The organism is Phnomibacter sp. (assembly GCF_036803085.1).
GTDB lineage: Bacteria > Bacteroidota > Bacteroidia > Chitinophagales > Chitinophagaceae > Phnomibacter.
This window is the reverse complement of sequence record NZ_DAIRUZ010000002.1, coordinates 532,508-555,968: the sequence shown is the minus strand read 5'-3', so window position 1 is coordinate 555,968 and position 23,461 is coordinate 532,508. Positions and strand designations below refer to the sequence as shown.

13 protein-coding genes and 1 pseudogene are annotated in these 23,461 nt (G+C 46.5%); 7 read left to right on the top strand and 7 right to left on the bottom strand.

What is annotated here, in order from left to right; all coding sequences use genetic code 11:
- Nucleotides 1–35 precede the first annotated feature (35 nt).
- Together V7Q13_RS06130 and tnpA are read left to right on the top strand one after the other, a co-directional pair.
- A complete protein-coding gene (locus V7Q13_RS06130; protein ID WP_333799797.1) occupies nt 36–944 on the top strand; it encodes a hypothetical protein in 909 nt (302 codons plus the stop codon).
- Nucleotides 945–1,026: 82 nt separating this feature from the next.
- A pseudogene (gene tnpA, locus V7Q13_RS17415) lies at nt 1,027–1,523 on the top strand (IS200/IS605 family transposase).
- 395 nt (nt 1,524–1,918) lie between these two features.
- Here tnpA and V7Q13_RS06115 read toward each other — a convergent pair.
- The 5 genes from V7Q13_RS06115 to V7Q13_RS06095 all read right to left on the bottom strand — a co-directional run bounded on the left by V7Q13_RS06115 (nt 1,919) and on the right by V7Q13_RS06095 (nt 13,340).
- Entirely contained in the window at nt 1,919–5,245 is a 3,327-nt protein-coding gene (locus V7Q13_RS06115) for a VCBS repeat-containing protein (RefSeq protein ID WP_333799794.1), read from the bottom strand.
- A gap of 6 nt (nt 5,246–5,251) precedes the next feature.
- On the bottom strand, nt 5,252–8,587 hold the full coding sequence (locus V7Q13_RS06110) for a VCBS repeat-containing protein (RefSeq protein ID WP_333799793.1): 3,336 nt from the start codon (nt 8,585–8,587) through the stop codon (nt 5,252–5,254).
- A 161-nt stretch (nt 8,588–8,748) separates the two neighbouring features.
- On the bottom strand, nt 8,749–10,335 hold the full coding sequence (locus V7Q13_RS06105; protein ID WP_333799792.1) for a RagB/SusD family nutrient uptake outer membrane protein: 1,587 nt from the start codon (nt 10,333–10,335) through the stop codon (nt 8,749–8,751).
- Between the two features lie 33 nt (nt 10,336–10,368).
- Entirely contained in the window at nt 10,369–12,876 is a 2,508-nt protein-coding gene (locus V7Q13_RS06100) for a SusC/RagA family TonB-linked outer membrane protein (protein ID WP_333799970.1), read from the bottom strand.
- Nucleotides 12,877–12,902: 26 nt separating this feature from the next.
- On the bottom strand, nt 12,903–13,340 hold the full coding sequence (locus V7Q13_RS06095) for a carboxypeptidase-like regulatory domain-containing protein (protein ID WP_333799791.1): 438 nt from the start codon (nt 13,338–13,340) through the stop codon (nt 12,903–12,905).
- A gap of 362 nt (nt 13,341–13,702) precedes the next feature.
- Between V7Q13_RS06095 and V7Q13_RS06090 the strand changes: the two genes are divergently transcribed.
- From V7Q13_RS06090 to V7Q13_RS06080, 3 genes are all read left to right on the top strand, one after another.
- On the top strand, nt 13,703–14,701 hold the full coding sequence (locus tag V7Q13_RS06090) for a LacI family DNA-binding transcriptional regulator (RefSeq protein ID WP_333799790.1): 999 nt from the start codon (nt 13,703–13,705) through the stop codon (nt 14,699–14,701).
- A 208-nt stretch (nt 14,702–14,909) separates the two neighbouring features.
- Complete coding sequence (locus tag V7Q13_RS06085) at nt 14,910–15,899, top strand: aspartate-semialdehyde dehydrogenase (RefSeq protein WP_333799789.1); 990 nt, start codon at nt 14,910–14,912, stop codon at nt 15,897–15,899.
- Nucleotides 15,900–15,968: 69 nt separating this feature from the next.
- Complete coding sequence (locus V7Q13_RS06080; protein WP_333799788.1) at nt 15,969–16,337, top strand: hypothetical protein; 369 nt, start codon at nt 15,969–15,971, stop codon at nt 16,335–16,337.
- A gap of 51 nt (nt 16,338–16,388) precedes the next feature.
- On the opposite strand, the gene V7Q13_RS06075 is transcribed toward V7Q13_RS06080, so the two are convergent.
- The gene (locus V7Q13_RS06075) at nt 16,389–17,066 is read right to left on the bottom strand and encodes a DUF2461 domain-containing protein (RefSeq protein WP_333799787.1); all 678 of its coding nucleotides are present in this window, start codon (nt 17,064–17,066) and stop codon (nt 16,389–16,391) included.
- A gap of 15 nt (nt 17,067–17,081) precedes the next feature.
- Nucleotides 17,082–19,214 carry an NAD-dependent DNA ligase LigA gene (ligA, locus tag V7Q13_RS06070; RefSeq protein ID WP_333799786.1) on the bottom strand — a complete coding sequence of 711 codons (2,133 nt, stop codon included), beginning with the start codon at nt 19,212–19,214 and terminating at the stop codon, nt 17,082–17,084.
- 183 nt (nt 19,215–19,397) lie between these two features.
- On the opposite strand from ligA, the gene V7Q13_RS06065 reads away from it, so the two are divergent.
- Nucleotides 19,398–20,138: an NUDIX hydrolase gene (locus V7Q13_RS06065; RefSeq protein ID WP_333799785.1), complete on the top strand. Its 741-nt coding sequence runs from the start codon at nt 19,398–19,400 to the stop codon at nt 20,136–20,138.
- A gap of 153 nt (nt 20,139–20,291) precedes the next feature.
- Nucleotides 20,292–23,243, top strand: a complete 2,952-nt coding sequence (locus tag V7Q13_RS06060) for an alpha-amylase family glycosyl hydrolase (RefSeq protein WP_333799784.1) — start codon at nt 20,292–20,294, stop codon at nt 23,241–23,243.
- Nucleotides 23,244–23,461 lie beyond the last annotated feature (218 nt).

The window sequence follows — 23,461 nt, the reverse complement described above, 5'->3', positions numbered from 1 at the left end:
GTTGCTGTTGAATTAAATCGTTTGTTGATTGTTGTATGAAAAAAGGAATCATCGTTGTAAGTGTGTTGCTGTTAGTGCTGGTATTGCTGTTGCAATTTGTTTGGACTGCACCTAAAAATGTAACGACTCAAGCTTCTTTTAAAGTAAGTGCTGCCGCCGCCAACCGCTTGTTGGGCGACACCGCCATTTGGCAAAAAATACAAACCACTACCGCTACGCCAAATGCTGTTGACATGAAACCGGTAATGGCTGGCATGGGGCAGGTAGTACTGCGGGTAAAACACGAAGCACTGGATACGCTGTCGCAAATATTGCTGGTGGAGTTGGGTAATGATTCTGTGATTCTGAATTGGGAAACGCCATTGCCTGCCAGCAACTGGTTTTGGCAACATTGGCAGCAGCGCAATCATGCAGCAGCTTTGCAAGCTGCACAACAACACTTGGCTACACAGCTAAAAGCTTATCTGGAAAACACACAGCAAGCTTACGGTTTCAATATTGTAAAAGGCCAAATGACTGACAGCATTGTGGTGACCAAATCTTTTGAAACCGCTTCGCGGCCTGACCTTCCGATGATTTATGCGCAGCTGGCTGAGTTGGAAAAATTTGCTACATCCAACGGTGCAGGCTTCACCAATCCGCCCATGTTGTTTGTACAAACCGATGGACAATCATACAGAACACAGGTAGCTCTGCCGGTGAACAAAAGGTTACCCGAACATCCGGTGTATAAAACCAAACGCATGGTGTTGGGCAACAACCTGACGGCGGAGGTAGCAGGTGGCCAGCAACAAATTCGTGCCTGCTTTGCAGCCATGTATCAGCATGTGGCAGATTACAACCGCATGATGCCCGGTATACCCTACGAAATGTTGCTCAACAACCGCCTTACCACCGATAGCAGTGCATGGCGAACACGGGTATATTTTCCCATTATGGAATAGTGCCATATCAAATTTTGGTGTTTGCCCCATTACCATAAAAGTAAATTGAGTTCAACATTCACTTAGGCATCATTATTTTCTAATGGATTATCTTACTGTCAAGAAATCATTGGAAAATATGGCGGGCACTTTTTCTCAGATTTATATTCAGTATGTATTTGCAGTAAAGGGCAGAGAAAATCTGTTGCAACAACCTTGGCGTGATGAAGTCTTCAAGTTTATAGCTGGAATCATCAAGGGGAAAAACCAGAAACCAATCATCGTGAATGGTGTGGCAGACCATGTTCATGTTTTTGTAGGATTGAATCCATCATGTGTATATCAGATTTGGTGAGAGATATTAAGAACAATTCTTCCAATTTTATCAATGATCAACAATTTCTTAAAGGTAAATTTTCATGGCAAGAGGGATACGGTGCATTTTCTTATGCCCATTCTCAAATTGAACAGGTATATAAATACATCGCCAATCAAGAAGAGCATCATAAGAAGAAAACATTCAAGGATGAGTACCTTGATTTTCTTCAAAAATTTGAGGTAGCCTACAACGAAAGATATTTATTCGACTGGTTGGATTAGTTATGTCACCCCTTCGGGGTTTGAAGTTCATTTTGCTATTCCTTCTATAATCTTGTCACCCCTTCGGGGTTTGATTTGCATGTTGTGATTCGATTTCTATAATCCTATCACCCCTTCGGGGTTTGAATCTCCAAGTGTGATTTTAGTGCTACAATCATAGCACCCCTTCGGGGTTGACCGATGGTAATTGCATTTCAGTGATAATAGATAAAAGCATAATTGTTTCTTACCCATTTTCCTGTCAATCTTCTTATGCCATAAGACCGGGACACTTTACAGCCATTTGTATTTAATCCCGAAGGGATGGCATGATTGTAGACAAGAGCCGTCTATGTAAACCACCAACCCCGAAGGGGTGACATACTTTACATGCAGCAATCAATAAAAAATAACGCTTACCGATTGCCGAAAGCCATGAGTACGGCCGGGGCGTTGTTGCGGGCAATAACAAAGGCCTGCCTGCCGCCAACTTTGATGGGCAATATTTTTCTGCTTTCGCCGGCTACAATCATTCCATTGAGCAACTCGCAACGAAACTTTCCCTTGCCTTCGTTGATGATCAGGGTGCCAAAGTCGGCATCGTTTCTACCGAGTTGCATCGTGTTGTCATAGAAGTTGCCCACCAGTAACACATCGGGAAGTGCATCGCCATTGGCATCCACTACACAGGCATCTTTATAACAACTCAATTGCGCCAACCACGGCAATGCAACAGCCTCGTATTGGCCTTTGCCTTTGCTCAGGTACAAGCTGTTGGCCAGCGAGGTAGCGGAGAGTTGAAGGCCTTTGCTCAATGCATTGTTCGGAAAGATGTCAGCCAAATTGGCCTTGGCAAAATCTTCGGCATAGAGGTATTGTTTTTTCAAGATGGGCAGCTGGCGTTGCAATTCATCTTTGGCCGCAAAGGGTACTTCTTTTCCATCGAGATAGTAGGTGAGAATTTGCTCGGTGGTGCCGTTGCCATCTACATCTGTAACGTACATACGCAGGGGCTGATTGCTGCTGGCCGTAAGCCGGCTGTTGAGACCCAGATTGCCGGCAATAATATCGGGCTGACCATCTGTATTTACATCTACAGGCAACATCATATTCCACCACCCGGTTTCGGGTCCAATGAGTTGCTTCATGAGTTTGCCTTTGTTGTTTACATACATCTGCAAGGGTTGCCATTCGCTGCTGATGAGCAAATCGGGTTGTGCATCGCCGGTCATGTCTGCCCAGCGGGCATGTGTTACCATGCCTGCTGTGGCGAGGTCAGGTGCTGCTGTTGCTGTTACATCGGTAAATTTTCCGGTGCCATCATTTTGCAACAAATAACTGCGGGGTGTTTTGCCATAGGCAAAAGGTTCGCACCTGCCACCAATAAACAAATCAATTTTTCCATCGCCGTTGAAGTCGGCAGAAGCCATGCTGCCCGCATTCAAAAACACATTGTTGAATGCATCTTCTTTTTTCTGCAAGCCATTGCCTGTATTCAAATACACCCGTGGTGCTATCATGGGAGAAGTGCCATAAAACTCATTGCCGCCACTGGCCACAATCAAATCTTTTTTACCATCGCCATTCACATCGGCCATGCAGGCATCTACATCTTCGCACATGCTATCGGCTGCCAATGCTACTTGTGGCGAAGGCACAAACCGACCATTGGCCTGCTGTATAAACAACGCATTTTTAAAACCACGGGATGCACCAAAAAAAACATCATCCAAACCATCACCCGTGAGGTCGCCTACAGCCAATGCCGGGCCGTCGGTGCTGGTCATGTGTGGGATGAGTTGCTCCCTGTTAAATTCTTGAAATAGGTTTTCTGTATGAACGTGCCACAAGCCCGATGATACCGTTAGGTCTTCAACAGGAAAAGTCGGATTGGAGAACGCACCGGAGAGTTGTGTAAAATTGAAACGCGGCAAACCTGCTTGCCATTGTATGATTTGCTCGCCGGGTTTTAGTTGGATGCGTTGCACTGTTCTGTCGGGCCAAATGAGTAGGGCCGAATCAACAGGGCCATTCAGCCCCACATGCAGCGGTACATCCATCGAACTCATGTAGCCATGCACAGGCTGCTTTTCGTACGTACGTATTTGCTGTTGTTGATACAATACCAACTTGGCACCATACGCTTTTTCATTACCGGGTGCACCTTTCAATACCAATGATGCATGCTGTTTACGCTTGTCTTCACTCAAGGTATTTTCATAGAGCATGGCGGCATCTGCAATGTTGTTCACTACCATGTCGATGTCACCATCATTGTCAAAATCTGCATACGCAGCACCATTGCTAAAAGTGGGTTTGCTGTTGCTTACGGCCGATGACTCATTGTTGAATTTGGCATCGCCGGTGTTACGGAAAAAATAGTTGGGCAGTTTTATTTCGGGGAAGCGATCTATCACGGCAAAGTCGCTGTCGGTGAGTTGATTGCTGCTCATCTTGCGCTGCATGTTATCGTTGGAAATAAAGTTTACCCAATCGATATCATTCAATCTTTTCGGAATGCCATTGCTGATGAATAAGTCTTTCCAACCATCGTTATCAAAGTCGGTCCAGAGGCAACTCCAGCTCCAGTCGGTAGCTGCTATGCCGCTGTACAAACCCACTTCGCTAAAGAGATTGTTGCGCCGGTTGAGTTGCAAATTGTTGCGGGTAAAAAACGGGTGATACCCGTAGCTCAGTTTCATTTGAAAAATGTCGTAGCTGTCTTCACCAAGACTTCGCTTTTGCATGTAATGATCGGCGGGCAGCATATCCATGCTGATGATTTCCGGAAAGCCATCGTTGGTTACATCGGCCACATCCACACCCATGGTAAACTGGCTGGTATGCATGGTGCGCATTTCAATTTCATCTACAAACTTGCCATTGCCGGAGTTGATGTAGAGGTAATCGTTTTCATGAAAATCGTTGCCCACGTAAATGTCGGGCCAGCCATCGAGGTTGATGTCACTCACGGCCACACCGAGCCCGTAACCAATGGCGCTGCTGTTGATGCCGCTTTCTTTGGTCACATCCGTATACCGGTTGCCATCTCTGCGATACAGGCGGTCGCCGCTAATGTCATCGTAGGTATTGAGAAACTGACTGCGCTGCGCAAATCTGCCTACGTGACTCGGCGCATGATTCAGCAAAAACATATCCAGATCGCCATCCATGTCGTAGTCAAAAAAAACAGCTTGTGTGCTTAGTCCGGCAAAGTCGAGCCCGTAAACAGCCGCTTCATCTTCGTATACAGGCACACCATTGTTGATGCCTTTACACACCAGCAACTGATTTTTGCCTTTGAGAATTTCATAGTTGCTGGCCCTGCACACATACAAGTCGGGCAGGCTGTCGCTGTTGATGTCTACCACACTTACACCTGTGCTCCAGGCACCATCGTTTGGAATGCGGGCTTCAGTTGTAACGTCTTCAAATTTCAGCTGGCCTTTATTGAGAAACATTTTATTGGCCTGCTGATTGCCGGCAAAAAAAACATCCTGCAACCCATCGTTATTAAAGTCTGCTGTAGCTACACCGGCACCGTTGTAGAAATACATGTAGTTAAACATGTTGAAATCTGCAGTCGGCTTGAGGGTGTTGGCAAATTGCAAACCCGTTTCATCGGTAGTACGGAGTGTAAACGACAATTGGGTTGCTGTAGTTTCTTGCTGTTTGCTTTTGCAAGCCAGCAATGTTGTCAGCAATACCATCAATAATGCATGTAAAGAACGAGCCTTCATCATAACAGGTTAGTTTTTTGCAGGCTTGTTATTGCGTTGAATCATCACCGGTGTATCGTTGTTGCGCAGCACCAGGTACTGCATGGTTTTGCCGGCAATGGGTTGAATGTCTTTAATGGCACCCCGAATTTGTATGCCACTGATGGCAGGTTCAATCCAGGTGAAAGCACCTTTACCATTGTTGATGAGCACATGGCCAAAGCTGGCATCAAAGCGTCCAAACTGCGGCATGGTGGCGTATTGGTTTCCGCCCATAATGATATCCGGAAAACTGTCGCCGTTTACATCGCTTACACAAATAGCATGCACACTGGAGAGCTGCACTTGCATGGGCAATGCCTGCAGGGCAAACTTACCGCTGCCATTGTTGATGGCTACTGCTGATTGCGCATAGTTGCAAGTGTATTGTTTGCCTTTGGCCAATTGCTCTGGGCTAAATAATTCCTGAATGCTCTTGCTGGCAAAAGCTTCAAACCGCAGGTTTTGTTTTTTGAGCGAAGGCATCTGATCGGTCAAATCACGTTTCAGGAATACGGGCACATCTTTACCATTCACGGTACGAGTAAGTATTTTATCGTACAACTGGTTGTTGTCAAAATCGCCAAACCATAATTTCATAGGAGCACTGGCAGAGGGTTTCAGGTAGCCATTTTCACCCATGTTGCCCAAAACTAAATCCAAATCTTTATCACCATCCACATCAGCAATGGCCATGCTTTGCCAATAGCCAAATTGCTGTTCCAATCCGGTGCTTACTACACTGGCTTTTCCATTAGTAAAAGAGAATGCATTTACCGATGAAAATTCACCCACAGTAATCAATTCTGGTTTTCCATCGCCGTTGATATCGCCTACACTGGCGGCACTCACAAAGCCCAATGTAGCTGCCTGCGGAAAGTATTCAGTTGTTACATCTGTAAACGTTGCATTGCCGGTATTGCGCAGCAAATAATGACGGGTAGGAGCCCCTACATTTTGAGGAGCACATTTACTACCTACAAATACATCAGGATTATTGTCGTTGTCAACATCAAGCACCACAATACTGCTGGTATTGCCATCATTCGGAGGCAAAGCGTCTGCCTTCAAGGTAAAGTTGCCTTTGCCATCATTGAGGTACAACCTGTTTTGCATTTCCCGAATGCCTGCTTGCAAATGATTGCCGCCACTGCCTACCATTAAATCCTGATCGCCGTCTTTATCGGCATCAAAATAAAGTGTGGCTACATCTTCAAACTGAACCATCAATTCAAAAGCGGGCTGTTTGCTCTTCGTAAATCCAGAACCGTTATTGATGTACAGTTGACCTGCTTGCCCGGCAGCACCACCAATGTATACATCCTGTTTGCCATCGCCATTTACATCGGCCACTGCAGCTCTGGGCCCTTCTTTGCTCTGCATAATGGGCATGTTTCTTTCTATGTAAAAATCTACATAGTTGTCTTCCTGATGCTTATCGAAGTTGGTAGCTACTGCTTGCAATACCGGTGGCGGCAGTTTACGGGCCGGTGGTATGTAAGCCGGTGCATCATCTGGCCACGTAATATGGTGCGTACGGTTTGCAGCTGGTTGAATAATGCGGGTAAAAGTTTTGTCGGGCCAAATAATGTGTACACTATCTGCCGCTTTGTTGCCCAGTCCGATCACGGCTTTGTAATCAATGCTGCTCTGAAAGCCACGACTGGGAATGATTTCGCGGCTGATGATTTGATCGCCTTGAAATACTTGTATGCTGGAGCCTACTGCAAAAGTATTCTTGCCTTTTCCTTGCAGCGCAAACGAAATGTATTGTTGTTGGTTTTGCTGACGGCTGTTGTTCTGGTACACAAATGCCTGTGCGTTCACGTTGCTTACAATCAGGTCGAGGTCGCCATCATTGTCAAGGTCGCCATAGGCGGCACCGTTGCTGAATGATGGATCGCTAAAGCCCCAAGTATCAGCGGCATCTTCAAAGCGCAGGTTGCCTGTGTTGCGAAAGGCTTTGTTTTTTTGTGGCCTGCTCGGCATTTTATCAATCACTTCCTGCACTTTGTCTTTGCTGCCGGTTTGTACCATGCGTTGTATTACATCGTTGGCAAAAAAGTCGATGAAGTCCTGATCGGTGAGGTCACGGGTGATGCCATTGCACACATACAAATCATTAAAGCCATCATTGTCGGCATCAAAGATTAAACCGCCCCAACTCCAGTCGGTAGCTGCTACCCCGCTGTAATGCGCCACATCGGTAAACTTACCGTTGCGGTTGTTGATCTGTAGAGTGTTTTGCATGTACTGATGATAGAAACCCAAATTGAGTTTGAGGTTGTACACATCATAGTTTTCAAAACTTGTTGTCGTCTTGAGGCGTTGGTCATCGCCGGGCAGCATGTCGGTTACAAAAATGTCGGGATAGCCATCGTTGTTTACATCCGCCAGGTCGGCACCCATGCTGCTTTGGCTAATGTGTTCTGTCCAGTCTTCCAGCTCTTCATGAAAAGTGCCGTTTTGCTGGTTGATGTAGAGGTAATCTCTTTCGTAGAAATCATTGCTTACATAAATATCAGGATAGTGATCGCCGTTTACATCGCCCACTGTTACGCCCAGGCCAAAGCTGATGAGGCTGCCATAAATATTTGCTGCTTCGCTTACATCGGTAAAGCGGCCGCCATCGTTGCGCATCAGGTAGCTGCCTCCGCCCTTAAACTGATCTTTCACCGGCCAGTCTTTGGCCCGTAAGTCGCGGCGATTGCTGTTGTTTAGCGTATTCACCGGCATAAAACTGTTGTTAAGAATATAGCAGTCCAAATCGCCATCGAGATCGTAATCAAAAAAGGCGGCATGCGTGGTGTAACCGTCGTTTTCTAATCCATAAGCTGCTGCACTGTCGGTAAATGTGCCGTTCTTGTTATTGATGAACAAGGCATTATTCGTGTTGCGGCCTTTTTCGTAGCCGGCATTGCACACATAAATATCCAGCCAGCCATCGGCGTTTACATCGGCCATTACTACACCGGTGCTCCACTTGTTGGTTTCGGTTATGCCAGCCTTTTCACTGATGTCTTCAAAGTGCATATTGCCTTTGTTGAGGTACAGTTTATTGGGCCCCATGTTGGCAGTAAAGAATACATCGGGCAGGCTATCGTTGTTGATATCGCCAATGGCCACACCACCACCGTTGTAAAAATTCCGATAACTAAATATGTTGAACTCTTCGTTATCGGTTATTGTATTGGTGAAGTGGATGCCGGTACTATCCGCATCCATTTTTTTAAAAAGCGTATTGGCTTCTTTGGTAGAAGATGATTTGCAGGCAACAGTCAAAAGCACAGCACAAACCACACAGGCCTGAAAGATAGTTTTCATCATGATAAGCAGTCAATTCTTGGGGCTACTGAACAAGGCTGAAAGATAAGGAGCCAACAGCATGAATCTACAGTAGCCGGTTCATAAACACACAAGCGCTTCTACTTAAAAACAAAGCCACCCGAAGGTGGCTCTGTAAAAAAACAATGCTTATGAACAATCGATTAGTATCCGGGGTTCTGAGTGAGGTTGGGGTTTACGGCCAACGCTGCATTCGGAATAGGGAAATACAAATACTTAGGATCAGAAGCGGCAGGCTTCAAGGCACGGGCAGCAAGGAAAGTACCAAAGCGAATCTGGTCCATTCTTCTCCAACCATCCCAGTAGAATTCACGCTGACGCTCATCGAGAATTTGGGCAGCGGTTAATGTGCCGGTTAACGGAGTTGCACCACGGCGGGCACGCACCAAGTTGATGGTGGTTTGAGCACCGCTGGCGTTGCCACTGCGGAATTGTGCTTCGGCTTTCATCAGGTAAACATCTGCAAACCGATAAATTACATAGTCGTTATCGGCCTGTCCATCGTTTGCAGGGCCATAATCGATAGGGTAGCGATATACACGAATACCCGTTACTTCCAGGTTGGTACCCGACTCTTGTATAGCTACAGTAGGCGTGAAGGCCAAAGGAGCACCTTTACGATCTTTCAATGCTGTGTCGTTGGCCAGGTCGTATTGCTGTCCAACGAGGAAACCAGTGTTGATGCGGTTGCCTGTGTTAGGTAAAGATGCTAGTCCTGTAGGATAAGCTACGCCACGACGCTGGTCGCCGGCTTCAAACTTGTTATACACATCGGCCAACGTGCTGAAACCATTCCAGCCACTCTTGTTCATATTGTAGTGGTTGGTTTTGTACCACGCAGAACGGAGGTTACCGCCACGTGCACCACCAATGTTTTCGTTGGTGAAGATGTTTTCAGTAGAAATAGCACCGTTGTTGGGTGCGTAGTTGTCCCATACATTGTTCGACAGGCTGTAACGGCCTGAGTTGATGATGCCATCAGCCAGGCTGATTACTTCGGCCATATCGGCTGCTGCAAATGTAGGTGCCTGACGGTTGGCATAAGTGCCTTTTTGCAACAGCAATTTCATCAACAACATATCGGCTGCATCTTTGGTAGCACGGGTGGCAGTAGCACGGCCGGTTGAAGCTGGTAAATTGGTTTTTGCGGCACGTACTTCACTGATGATAAAGTTTACACCATCTAACCCCTTGTACACTTTGGGTGCATTTAAGAGGTTTTCACCGGGTTCTCTGAAGGGTACCTGGCCATACAAATCAAGTACCGTAAACATCACAAATGCTCTCAGAAATCTTGCTTGTGCTTCAATACTTGCTTTGTTAGAAGCAGTGCTGGTAGGAGCCAGGCCGATGATATTGGTAGTATTAAAAACCTGCTGCAAAAGATTGTTGAAAACATTCAGCACTTGCTGATGGTCTGCATTCCAGTTGTGGGTGTGTATCACACGCCAAACACCGTTGTCATCCCAGTCGCCACCACGGGTGGGTACCAGCGATTCGTCAGAGCTGTTTTCCATCAGTGAGGTTACTAATTCTTGTGTTTGCATTGATTGCAAACCGTCGTAGGCACCCTGAATCAGACTGTTGAGATCCACAGTCGCTTGGATAAATGCGTTGGCTTGATCACTGGTAGCGGTGCTGTTCAAGCCTTCTTCGAGTTTGGTACAACCGCTACCCAATAAGGCTGCTGCTACAGCAATCAAACTTAGTTGTTGAATATTATGTTTCATTTTTTCCTGTTTAATTTGGTTCTACAATCACAATTAAAGGCCAAACAGGAAGCCAGCCTGAATAGTACGGGCAGCAGGGTAAGGCAGGTATTCAATACCAAACGAAGGAACGCCGCCAATGTTTTTGTCTGTATTTACTTCAGGATCAAAACCGGTGAATTTGGTAATTACAAACAGGTTTTGGGCCGTTAGGAACACATTGGCATTTTTGATTTCCTTACCAATATTGCCCAGGTTGTAAGACAGCGAAACGTTGGCCATGCGGAGGAAGTTGCCTTTTTCGAGATATCGGCTAGATGCCTTAATAGGGTTAGCCAATGCTTCTCTCGGATTGAGGCTCATCAAAGAAGAAGCAATGTTGCGGGTGCCCAGGTTGCCAACTGGCAGTACGGCATTCAGCGTGTTGTTGTACAACTCATGGCCAAATGCACCATTCATATTTACAACCAAAGTTAGTTTTTTCCAGTTCAGATCGGTGCTCAAACCCAACAGCATAGAAGGGTTAGGATCGCCAACAAACTCAGGCGTTTCTAATGAGCCACCAGCGTACGTACCCAAACCGTCTTTATCTAACCCAAGAAAACGACGAGTGTAAAATGCATTAAGCGGCTGACCATTTTCATTACGCTGCGCAAATGCACCAGTCAAACCTTGTCCGTTAATTTCGCCAGTCAAAATTGGCGGGCCGCTGTAGTTGTCAAACACATTTTTCAGGAAGGCTGCATTCACAGTAAAATTCCAGTTCAGGTCCTTTTTGCGAATAATGTTGGTACCCAACGATACTTCCAACCCAGAGTTGGTTATGGTAGCATCTTTAATGTTCTGCCAAATAACAGCACCCGGTGCAGGCTGAATGGCTGTAAACGAGAACAAAACATCGCTGGTAACCCTATTGAAGTAATCAATGTTACCAAACACACGGCCTTTAGCCAAAATAAAGTCAAGACCAATATTCAGCTGTTTGGTGGTTTCCCACTTCAGGTTAGCATTTGCCCATGTAGTCAATTGAATGCCACCTGCATTGGGCAGGTACGAATACTGGGTTTGAGCAGATCCTGCAGGGAAAGCCTGGTTGCCCGTTAAACCATAAGAAGCACGGAGGCGCAGGTTTTGAATGCTGCTGCTGTTCTTCAGGAATTCTTCGTTGGTAATATTCCATGCTATTGAACCAGAAGGGAAGTAGCCATACTTATTGTTAGCACCAAACTTGCTCGATCCATCGGCACGGAGTGTACCGCTGATGATGAAGCGATCGTCGTAGTTGAAACCAATACGACCGAAGTAAGACTGCAGTGATGCATCAGGATCTTCGAAAGAACTGATGGCACGGTTGGCTGCAGGGGCATTTTGCAAAATGTTGTAGAAAGGCACATCATCATTGGCAAAACCAATAGCAGAAGTACCTGCACCGCTAAACTTGAAGTCCTGATATTCGTAACCCAACAAAGCGTTCATGTTGATTTTCTTTGTGAGGTCTTTGTTGTAGCTGAGGGTATGCTGCAATACAGTGGTATTCATTTGTGTATTGCCCTGATATCCCTGGCCTAAACCCTCTACACCTACAATGGTAATGTAACGCTTCAGTTCGCTCTGGCGTACACCAGTTTGTCTGTTCAGGCTCACGTTGAAACGGTAGTCCAAACCATCAGCAATTTTGTAGCCCAAACCAGCAATAGCAAACAGGCTCGAAATATTCGAGATGTCTGTGTAGCCACGCTGCATAGCCAATGGGTTTACAATGGTAGAACCGGGGATAATGTTGAGCGTACCATTGGTGTTCATCAGGTTTTGCGTGGGGTTCCACTGCAAAGCCATACCAATCAGGTTGCCCTGAAAACCGGCGTTGTTGGTAATAGGCGCAATGTTTTCTTTGGCCTGTCCGGCAAAAACGTTGAAGTCGAGGCTGAGGCGGCGGCTTTTCAAAAACTTGTACTGACCGTTAGCGTTTACAGTAAAACGCTTCATATCAGTTTTGTCTACAATACCCTGCTGGCCAAGGTAGCCGAGAGAGATGCGGTATTTACCATTTTCGCTACCACCGCTAATGCCTACGTTGTAGTTCTGTGTAACAGCAGTACGCAGTATTTCGCTGAGGGCATCAGCATTGCCACCTAGGTCGCCAGTGGTAAGGTTGTACGCTTTAAGCGCATTACGATAGCCGCCAGCATCCAATACATCAAACTTGCGGGCAATGCTGCTCACAGCTACTGATGAACTTACATCCAGCTTGGCAGCGCCAGAGCTACCCTGCTTGGTAGTAATCATGATAACACCATTGGCACCACGAGAACCGTAAATAGCAGTGGCAGAAGCGTCTTTCAACACTTCCATACCAGAGATATCGGCACTGTTGAAGAAATACAAGGGGTTAGATTCTGGCGTAACACCGAGGCCAAGGGGAGAAAAGCCAGGGCGGGCCAAACGACCATCCAGCGGAATACCATCCACTACAAACAGTGGGTTGTTGCCGCTACGGATAGAGCTGTTACCACGAATGCGGATGGTAGTAGCAGCACCGGGAGCACCGCTGTTGGTTACCACCTGCAAGCCTGCTACCTTACCCTGAATCAGTTGGTCGGGGCAGCCATTACGCCTTGGTTAAAGTCTTTAGCCTTTACAGAAGTCACGGCAGAAGTAAGGTCACGCTTACGAACGGTACCATAACCTACTACAACCACTTCGTTGAGGTTGCTGCCTGCCATTGCAGTCATTACCACATCAACGGTAGTGCGGTCGCCTACAGCCACCTCTTCATTTTGAAACCCTACAGAACTGAACACCAGTGTGGCACCGTTTGGTACCGATAGCGAATAGGAACCACTACCATCGGTAGAAGTACCCGTTTTAGAACCTTTGACGATAACGGAAACACCTGACAGACTGGCCCCTCCCTGGGCGTCTGTCACCTTACCGCTTACCGTCTTGTTTTGTGCAAATGCCGGCACTGACATGCAGAGTAACCCGGCAATTAGCCCCAGCAGCAGGGGCGCAATTGTACGTTTCATAAGCAAGAATTGTTTGGTCTTTTTTTTATGTGAACAATGATGGAACGCCTTTTGGACTTTCAAAGCCACATGGTGGGCACATGTGTTCCTGATACACATTATGGATAAGCCAGAAAAAAAGCCTGGTACAGGCAGCAATCTCAAGCAGTAATCAGTAATGGCAGCAGTCGTTCGCTTTTGAAATTATTTTAAAATTAACAGAAGCTTGAGGAAAAACAAATAAAAGATTCTTGCGATGACTGCAAACGTTTGTGGCAATGTTTGCGAAAATAATTGCAGTGCAAAAAAGCCAAACATCCTAATTTGGGGTAGAACTACTTCCCCAAATTGGTTCTTCAAACCAGCTTTTATCAAGACTTGCTATGAGAAATAACGCCACCCTGAAAAAGATTTCAGATCACCTGAATGTGAGTATATCGACTGTAAGCCGTGCATTAAAGGATCATCCGGACGTTTCGCCAGATACTAAAAAAAGGGTAAAAGAACTAGCCATGCTGATGGATTATGAGCCCAATGCCTTTGCAGTAAATCTTCGCAAGAAACACTCAAATGTATTTGCCATCATTGTGCCGGAAATCAGCAATTTCTTCTACCATTCTTTTGTGCAGGCAGTAGAAGAAGACGCCCGGAGAATAGGCTACTCAGTGATGATTTTACAATCGATGAACGATCCCGAAGTAGAAGAGCAAAACCTGCGCCTGTGCAGGCACAATCATGTGGCAGGTATTTTTGTAGCTATTACCAACAAAACCACCGATCTCACACCATTTAAAAAACTGGAGGCCATTGATATACCGCTGGTTTTTTTTGATAAAGTACCTACCGACGATACTTTTAATAAAGTTAGTATTGCGGATTATGAAAGTGGCTGGATGGCAGCCGAACACCTGCTGACCGCCACAGCAAAACATGTATTGCTGGTAATGGGCAACAACAAATTGTCAATCACCCGACGCAGAGAAGAAGGCTTTACCGACTACTATCACAAGCACCAATGCAAAAAGAAACTGGCGGTGGTATATGCCGATCATATAGAAGAAGCCAGACAAGCGGTACTGGATTATTTTGCTGCCAACAAAAACACGCCTACTGCTATTTTTTCGATGAGTGATGAAATTATGTGCGGTGTGCTCAAGGCCATTCATACCCTCAAACTGCAAATTCCTAAGGACATACAATTGCTTACCATCAGTAATGGTTTTTTGCCCACTCTTTTTACACCTGATATAAGCTTTGTAAAAACGAGTGGTTACGATTTGGGTAAGCTCAGCTTTGTACGCATGCAAGAAATAATGGGAGGCAAAAAATTTGTGCGGGAAAATTTTCTCACCAGCAGCTATTATCCCGGAGGCTCGATGTAATTTTTTTGCCGAAGCCATTATTTTAATTTTATTTTGCCGCTACAATGATGAATTTGAAACATACAAAACGTACCAAGAAACCGACAATAGACGGAAGGTAACCTGTGTGTATGTGTAAGAATATAACTACAGCCTTCCGTCAACAACGGGAGGCTGTTTTCATTGTATCACAAGCCATCGTTTATCACATTTAAAAACACAAAACAAAATGAAAGTAGCCGTAGTAGGCGCCACAGGATTGGTGGGCACAAAAATGCTGCAGGTATTGGAGCAGCGCAATTTTCCCGTTACAGAACTCATTCCCGTAGCCAGCGAGAAATCGATTGGTAAAGAAGTTGTTTTCAAAGGAAAAGCCTACAAGGTGGTTGGCTTTGCCGATGCCATTGCCGCTAAGCCCGATGTAGCTTTGTTTTCAGCCGGCGGCAGCACTTCATTGCAGTTGGCTCCGCAGTTTGCAGCAGCTGGTATCACGGTTATCGACAACTCCTCTGCATGGCGCATGGATGCTACTAAAAAACTGGTAGTGCCCGAAGTAAACGGCAACGTGCTCACAGCCGAAGACAAGATTGTTGCCAACCCCAATTGCTCTACCATTCAAATGGTGCTGGTGTTGAAACCCCTGCACGATAAGTACCGCATTAAGCGGGTGGTGGTAAGCACTTACCAAAGTGTAACGGGCACTGGCGTAAAAGCGGTGAACCAACTGATGAACGAACGGGAAGGAAAAGAAGGCGAAATGGCGTACAAATACCCTATTGACCTAAATGTGATTCCTCAAATCGATGTGTTTCTCGAAAATGGCTACACCAAAGAGGAAATGAAGATGGTGAATGAAACCAAGAAAATTATTGGTGACGACAGCATTCGGGTGACTGCTACCACAGTTCGTATTCCTGTAATGGGTGGCCACAGCGAAAGCGTCAACATCGAATTTGAAAATGATTTCGACCTGAACGAAGTACGGGCTATACTGGCAGCTGCACCTGGTGTAGTAGTAGAAGATGATCCTGCCAACCAGGTGTATCCCATGCCGCTGAATGCCCACGATAAAGATGAAACATTTGTTGGACGTATTCGTCGCGATGAAACGCAGCCCAACACCCTCAACTGTTGGATTGTAAGCGATAACCTGCGCAAAGGTGCTGCTACTAATGCCGTGCAAATTGCAGAGCATTTGCAGTCAGTTGGTTTATTGTAAATTGATGGTATGAAAGACTGGAAATAATTGAATATTTTCAGTCTTTCACTTTCTGTTAAACTAATCAATATGGCAACACATTCCAGCATAGCCTCTACTCAGGTTACTCCAGCTCAATCTGCATCAGGTGCTGATAATTTTTCAGCAGAAATGGCCATACTTATGACGGCAGCATTTGCAGGAACAGCAATGTCGAAAAGAATGCGGAAGCAATACCGCAGCATGATGCGTAAGGCATTTTGGATGGCCGCAAAACAGAAACTGAATCGTTTGTTTAGAAACAAGCAAGATCAGATTGCAGGCATGGCGCCTTGGCTGTTCATATTATTGGTAGTTGCAGCTGCAGCAATTGGTGTTGCCTTATTTGGCTTGTGGGGCTTTATTGTGATTTTGGCACTGGCCGCAATTATCTATCTCTTGTTGAAACAATCTATGTAATCGATTTTAGTACAACCATTATAAAAAGAGGAACCAACCGGTTCCTCTTTTTTATGCGTCTGTATCCAGCGCCTGATTGATAAACTGCACCAGCGGATAGAGGTCTTTAAATTGTTTGACAATCGTTGCAACCATGTTTTTGTCTGTGAGCAACGTATCGGGCAGGGGAGCACTGGCAATAAAGCTTTTCAGTTTCAGGTATTCAATGGCTTCATTATCCGCTTCATACCCTTTTGGTGGACGTGAAAGTACAACGCCTTCTCCTCGTTCAAAATCGCCAAACGTACTGGCAAAACTTTTGTGTTGCAGTACTCTCTTCAGGTCGACAAAAGAGTAATCAATTTCTTGCCGGATTTTCTTGAGCTCTGGCGCCATCGGCATCCATATACCGCCAGCCATAAAAGCCTGGCCGGGTTCTATGTGAACATAATAGCCAGCACAATTCATGGCTTTTTTGCCACCCTTAGAAATGTACATGGCCATATTGGTTTTGTATGGCGCTTTGTTTTTACTAAACCGAACATCGCGGTTGATGCGGAAGATGCACTCCTTCGCTTCCAAATGCGCTACGGATGCATCAAAAGCGGCAATGCCTTTTAATACTTCGCTGCTGAGGTTAATAAAATCAGCACGGGCTGCTTCGTATTGTTTGCGGTGCTCATCAAACCAGGGCTTGTTGTTGTTGAGCTTGAGCTGTTGTAAAAATTGTATGGTACTTGCTTGTAACATGTTTGTATTGATGTTTTATTCAGCTTCCATCATGGCCAGAAATTCATCTTCAGAAAGAATGTTGATGCTCGGAATCTTTTTAGCTTTTTCCAGTTTGCTGCCGGCATCTTCGCCAACTACCAGATAGTTGAGCTTGCTGCTTACGCCACCCAGTATTTGTCCGCCTTTGGCTTCTGCCATGGCTTCTGCCTCGCTGCGTTTGAATTTAGATAACGTACCGGTAAACAAAAAGGTTTTGCCACTCAGGTTGCCTGCTACAGGTTGGCTGGTTTCTGATGCCTGCATACTGATGCCCAATGCTTCCAGTTGCTGCAGCATGTGTATATTTTGCGTATTGCCAAAAAACTGCACAATGCTGCCTGCTACTTTGGGGCCAATGTCTTCCAACTGCATTAAATCGTCAACAGATTTATGTTGCAGCTCCATTAAATGTTTTACGGAACGGGCCAGTGTTTTGGCCATAGTTTCACCCACGTGGCGAATGCCCAACGCATAAATCAGCCGGTGCAGTGGCTGTTGCTTCGATTGCTCAATGGAGCTTTCCAGATTAGTGATAGATTTTTTGCCAAAACCATCAAGGCTGGAGATTTTACCAAAATCTAACTGGTATAAACCTGGAATGTCTTGCATCAATCCAAGCTCGTAGAACCGACGCACTTGTTGCTCTCCAAAACTTTTTATATCCATCGCATCTTTGCTCACAAAGTGAATGATGCGTTCTACAGATTGGGCTGGGCATTCGGCATTTACACAACGCCACACAGCTTCACCTTCTTCTTTAAACAAGCTACTGTTGCACACGGGGCATTCGGTAGGAAAACGAATGGCTTGTTCACTGCCATTTCTAAACTCTGGCTGCGACCGTACAATTTGCGGAATTACATCGCCGGCTCTTTCTACCAGTACCCGGTCGCCAATCATGAGTTGTTTTTCCCGTATGTAATCTTCGTTGTGTATGCTAATGCTGCTTACTGTAACGCCACCAATATGCACAGGTGCTATTTTGGCCACGGGCGTTACAGCGCCGGTTCTTCCTACCTGAAACTCTACCGCCTGCAAGGTGCTGGTAGCTTGCCGTGCTTTAAATTTATACGCTATGGCCCATCGTGGATGGTGAGTGGTCATGCCCATTTTTTCCTGCAGTGCCAGATCGTTTATTTTAATCACCAGTCCGTCTATCTCGTAGGGCAGATCATCGCGGTGGGCTTCAAACCAGGCGCAGTGTTCAATCACGGCGTCAATACCTTTTACCACTTTTACTTCTTGTACGGGGCTGCGAAAGCCGCACTGCCACAGCATTTGCAGCATGCCCTGGTGCGTAGTAGGCAATGCTTGAGTGCCTGCTGGCGCAAACAAATTTGGCGTGTCGGCTGCAGCTTTGCCCGTGGTATAGCTCACGTGGTAAAAGAAAGCTTCGAGGTTGCGCTTGCCCACTTCTGCGGGGTCTTTCATGCGGAGCGAACCCGCAGCAGCATTGCGAGGGTTGGCTAATGGCGGTACGCCTTCTTCGGCCAGTTTATCATTGTATGCCGCAAAATTTTTCTTGCTCATCAGCACTTCACCGCGAAATTCTATGGTTTCAATGCCGAAGTTGGAGAAGGCTGCCGTGAGTGGCATGTTCCTGATTTGGCGGGAGTTTACCGTTATGTCATCGCCCTGCACTCCATCGCCACGGGTGGCACTACGGCTGAGCTGGTCGTGTTCAAAAATGACGGAGATGCTGGCGCCGTCAAACTTGGGTTCAATGCAATATTCCAAGGTGCTGAGGCCAGAAATTTCACGGGCTTTGCGGTCCCAGTCTTGCAGGTCATCAGCATCATAGCTGTTTTCCAAACTCAGCATCGGCACCAGGTGGCTTACTGTTTCAAAGCCCTGGTTGAGGCTGCTGCCCACCCGCTGCGTAGGCGAAGTGGCAGTAATCCAATCAGGATTGGCCGCTTCGGCCGCTTGGAGTTTTTTGTACAGCATGTCGTATTCCACATCTGCTATCAGCGGATCATTCAGCACATAGTAGCGGTGCTCATGAAAACGCAACACCTGGCGGAGCTCCTCTGCTTTGGCAGTAGTATCTGCAAGCGTTTCCGGCTGCATCCATTGGCTGGTAAGCCGGGTATAAAAAGCGATATTTTCTGTTGATGATAATTGCATGGTGATGTGGTAAAGCCTTATTTGAAAAAGGCGATGTGAAGCGAAATAACAAAACAGCCAGCAATTGTTTTTTACCACGCTACCAGAGGGGCAAAAAACTGCCTTTTGGAAAATTCATGTAATTAATACACATTCAATTTAGCTTCGCAACATATTAGCCCGTTTTACGAACAGATTGCTGACATGAAAACTTCTACTCCAGCTGCAGGCAGTGCAGCACCGCATTTAATAGCCGATGCCGTTGAACTGGTACACTCGTATCCGCAAATGCCACTTACCGTGGACTGTGTGATTTTTGGGTTTGATGAAAACAAGCTCAAGGTGTTGCTCATACGAAGTGATTTGGAAGTGTACAAAGGCAAATGGTCGCTGCTGGGCGATATTGTAAAACAAACCGAAGAGCTGGACGATGCCGCTTACCGGGTGCTTCGGGAAAGAACAGGAATGACCGATGTGTACCTGAAACAAGTGCAGGCGTTTAGTAGCCTCAACCGCCACCCCGGTGGCAGGGTAGTTACAGTAGCCTACTGCTCACTGCTCAATATTCGCCACCACGAACTGCAGATTACCGACAACGAACTGCACTGGCAAAACGTTCGGTCGCTCAAAGACATGGCTTTTGACCACAAAGAAATCATTGACGCCTGTTATAACTGGTTGCAAAAGCGTATTCAGGAACATCCGTTGGGCTTCAACCTGCTGCCCGAAAAGTTTTCGCTTAGGGAGCTTCAAAACCTGTACGAAGCCATCCTGAACTTAGAGCTGGACAGGCGCAACTTCCGCAAAAAGTTTTTCAGCATGGACTTTTTGATCGACACCGGCGAACTGGAGGAAGACGTAAAACACCGCCCGGGAAAGCTGTACCAATTCAATTTTGAGAAGTACGAGAAAAGCAAACGCAAGTGGATCGGCATTGATTTCTAAGCCGGTTTTGTGTAAGCAGCAGGGCAAATTTTGCCTGAGGGGTGAAATATTTCTTGCTTTTGTGTAAAAAATACACATTTTTGTAATCCCAACTCGCAAACGATTGCAGCTGGTGCCTAACAACGATTATACCTCCTAAAAAGGAAGCCTGTTATGATGAAAATCAGAAGAATACTATCCCTGGTAGTATTGTTTATGACCCTCGGTCTGGTGTCTGGTGCGCAACTACTGTCGTTGTCCAACCAGTTTCCCGGCGAATCTGCTACCATCACCGTAACCATGGATGCCAACTTTGGCAACAAAGGCCTGCTGAATGCCACCGCATCGGATGTGTATGTGCACACCGGCGTTATCACCAATCTCAGTACTTCGCCTACATCGTGGCGCTACATGAAGTTTAATCAAAACTTCAACCAGCCTAACCCCAGCCTGCAGGCTACCTCACTGGGCAACAACCGCTGGCAGTTTACCATTACAGACATCCGCAACTTTTACGGCGTACCTGCCGGTGAGCAAATCCAAAAAATTTCCATCCTTTTCAGAAATGGTGCCGGCACTCAGGTGCAGCGCAATGCTGATGGAAGCGACATGTACATTCAGGTGTACGGCAGTGGTTTGCAAACAACCATTACCAATCCCTTTAAGGCTCCTACATTCATTCCCAGCACAGAGTCTATCAATAAAAATTTGGGTGAAAGCATTGCTGTATCGGCGGCTGCCAGCCAAGCGGCCAATATGCGGTTGTTGTACAACGGCTTACAAATAGCATCGCAAAGCGGCGTTACCACTATTACTGCTACGCCTACTATAACTACTGCCGGCCAGCAGGTAATAAAAGTAGAAGCCGACAACGGCGGTGCTCCTGTTGTTGATAGTATTTCATTTTTCGTAGCTCCAGCTACTGAGGTAGAAGCACTGCCCGCAGGCATGCAAGATGGTGCTAATTATTCCAACGATCAAACCAGTGTAACACTGGTACTCTATGCGCCTAATAAAACAAGTGCGGCAGTAGTGGGCGACTTTAATAACTGGACGCAAACCCTGCAGCACCAAATGAAACGTACCCCTGATGGCTTGCGTTATTGGGTAACAATCAACGGATTGACGCCGGGTAATGAATACGCCTACCAGTATGTGATTGACAACAACCTTCGGGTGGCCGATTACATGACCGAAAAAGTGCTCGACCCCTGGAACGATCCTTTTATCAATCAGGCACCATATACCAACCGCTATCCCAATCTGAAAGCCTATCCAACGGGTAAGGCATCGGGTATTGTAAGTGTGTTGGAGCCGGGCAAAGCCAGCTACAACTGGAGCAGTGCCACCACCAACTTTCAAAAGCCAGATAAGCGAAATCTGGTAGTGTATGAGTTGCTGCTCCGCGACTTTGTGGCCAACAGCAGTTGGAACACCCTGCGGGATACGCTGGCATACATTAGCCGCCTTGGGGTTAATGCTATTCACCTCATGCCATTTACCGAGTTTGAAGGCAATAACAGCTGGGGCTACAACCCCATGTTCATGTTTGCTGCCGATAAGATTTATGGCCCCGAAAACACCCTGAAAGAATTTATTGATAGCTGCCATGGCAGAGGTATTGCGGTGATTTTGGACATGGTGCTAAACCACCAGTTTGGCCAAAGCCCCATGGTGCAGATGTATTGGGATGCTGCCAATAACCGCCCTGCAAACAACAGTCCATGGTTTAACCCTGTGCCAAAACATGGCTTTAATGTGGGCTATGATATGAACCATGAAGCGCCTGCTACTATCAAGTTTGTAGAAGACGTGATGCGCCACTGGCTCACCAAGTTTAAGCTTGATGGCTTCCGGTGGGATTTAAGTAAAGGCTTTACCCAAACCCAAACCTGCGACAATAACGGCGGCAACTGTAACGTAGGCACCTGGAGTGCTTACGACCAAAGCCGGGTAAACATTTGGCAGCGCATCTATAACCAGTCTCAGGCCATTTCGCCCAATGCGTACATGATTTTGGAACACTTAGGTGTAGATCAGGAAGAAGCTACGCTGGCCAATATGGGTATGCTGTTGTGGGGCAAAATGACCGACCAATACAATGAAGCCAGCATGGGCTACACCGGTAGCAGTTCCAATTTTGATCGGGCGTTTCATACCACCCGCTGGAGCAGCTTTGGTGGCAACAATACCCCACACCTGATGGCCTATGCCGAAAGCCACGATGAAGAAAGACTGGCATTTAAAAATGTGCGATTTGGCAACTCTGGACCGAGCCATAATACCAAATCGCTGTCGGTGTATGCCCGCAGAATGCAGTCAGTAGCGGCATTTTTATTTACCACGCCAGGGCCAAAAATGATGTGGCAGTTTGGAGAACTCTCTTATGACAGCAGCATCAACATGTGCGAAAACTTTACCATTGGCGACTGCCGAACCTCACCCAAGCCGCCGGCATGGGCCATGCCCAACCCACTTGCTCCTGCTTCGCCCATTAATTACAACGCCAACACCTTTAGGCGTACCCAGCGGGATATGTTTGGAAAAATCATTTCGCTGCGTACCAAATACCCGTCTTACCTGCCCACGTTTGTAACCAACGATGTGGACTTTAGCCTGAACGGGGCATTTAAATGGCAGCGTATAAAAAGCAATGCCCTGAAGCTGGTAGTAATGGGCAATTTTGATGTGCAGGCTCAGTCGGGCATTGTTCAGTTTCCAACTACCGGTACCTGGTATGTGTATGCCCACAACCTGCAGGCCTTCGAAACTTTTACAGCCGTAAATGCGGGGCTGTCTGCTTCCGGAATAACCATTAATGCAGGGGCTGAATCACAAACCTTCAATTTGCCGGCAGGTGCCTTTATCATTTTTACTGATAAGGATGTAACGGCGGTGGTTACACAATTCACATTTACAGGCAATGGCAACTGGAGCAACCCGGCCAACTGGCAGGGAGGCAATATTCCACCATCGGTGTTGCCGGCAGGTTCTACCATCACTGTCAATCCAACGGCAGGTGGTGAGAGTGTGCTGGATGTAAGCCTGACCGTGCAGCAAGGTGCTACGCTACAGGTAGCTGCGGGTAAAACACTGCGCATAACCGGCAACCTCATAAGACAATAACAAAACACAATTGCAGCCGAACGGCTGCGTAACCTGACGCACTGCTATAACTGATTTAAGTCATAAAAAGGGTGAATGAAAAATACGGACATTTACCATGTAAAAAATACACACTTAGTTGCAGCATATTGCAACACCTGGGTGTCTTGATTACAACGATTTGCCAGCCACGCCATGAAAACGATTGCCCTTTTGCCTTGGCCTTCCATTAGGTTGAA

Bases quoted from the DNA above. Each gene is read 5' to 3' on its own strand.
- ligA (WP_333799786.1), bottom strand. From the start codon at position 19,214: ATGCAATTATCATCAACAGAAAATATCGCTTTTTATACCCGGCTTACC.
- V7Q13_RS06090 (WP_333799790.1), top strand. From the start codon at position 13,703: ATGAGAAATAACGCCACCCTGAAAAAGATTTCAGATCACCTGAATGTG.
- V7Q13_RS06095 (WP_333799791.1), bottom strand. From the start codon at position 13,340: ATGAAACGTACAATTGCGCCCCTGCTGCTGGGGCTAATTGCCGGGTTA.
- V7Q13_RS06105 (WP_333799792.1), bottom strand. From the start codon at position 10,335: ATGAAACATAATATTCAACAACTAAGTTTGATTGCTGTAGCAGCAGCC.
- V7Q13_RS06115 (WP_333799794.1), bottom strand. From the start codon at position 5,245: ATGATGAAGGCTCGTTCTTTACATGCATTATTGATGGTATTGCTGACA.
- V7Q13_RS06080 (WP_333799788.1), top strand. From the start codon at position 15,969: ATGGCAACACATTCCAGCATAGCCTCTACTCAGGTTACTCCAGCTCAA.
- V7Q13_RS06075 (WP_333799787.1), bottom strand. From the start codon at position 17,066: ATGTTACAAGCAAGTACCATACAATTTTTACAACAGCTCAAGCTCAAC.
- V7Q13_RS06060 (WP_333799784.1), top strand. From the start codon at position 20,292: ATGATGAAAATCAGAAGAATACTATCCCTGGTAGTATTGTTTATGACC.
- V7Q13_RS06065 (WP_333799785.1), top strand. From the start codon at position 19,398: ATGAAAACTTCTACTCCAGCTGCAGGCAGTGCAGCACCGCATTTAATA.
- V7Q13_RS06110 (WP_333799793.1), bottom strand. From the start codon at position 8,587: ATGATGAAAACTATCTTTCAGGCCTGTGTGGTTTGTGCTGTGCTTTTG.
- V7Q13_RS06130 (WP_333799797.1), top strand. From the start codon at position 36: ATGAAAAAAGGAATCATCGTTGTAAGTGTGTTGCTGTTAGTGCTGGTA.
- V7Q13_RS06085 (WP_333799789.1), top strand. From the start codon at position 14,910: ATGAAAGTAGCCGTAGTAGGCGCCACAGGATTGGTGGGCACAAAAATG.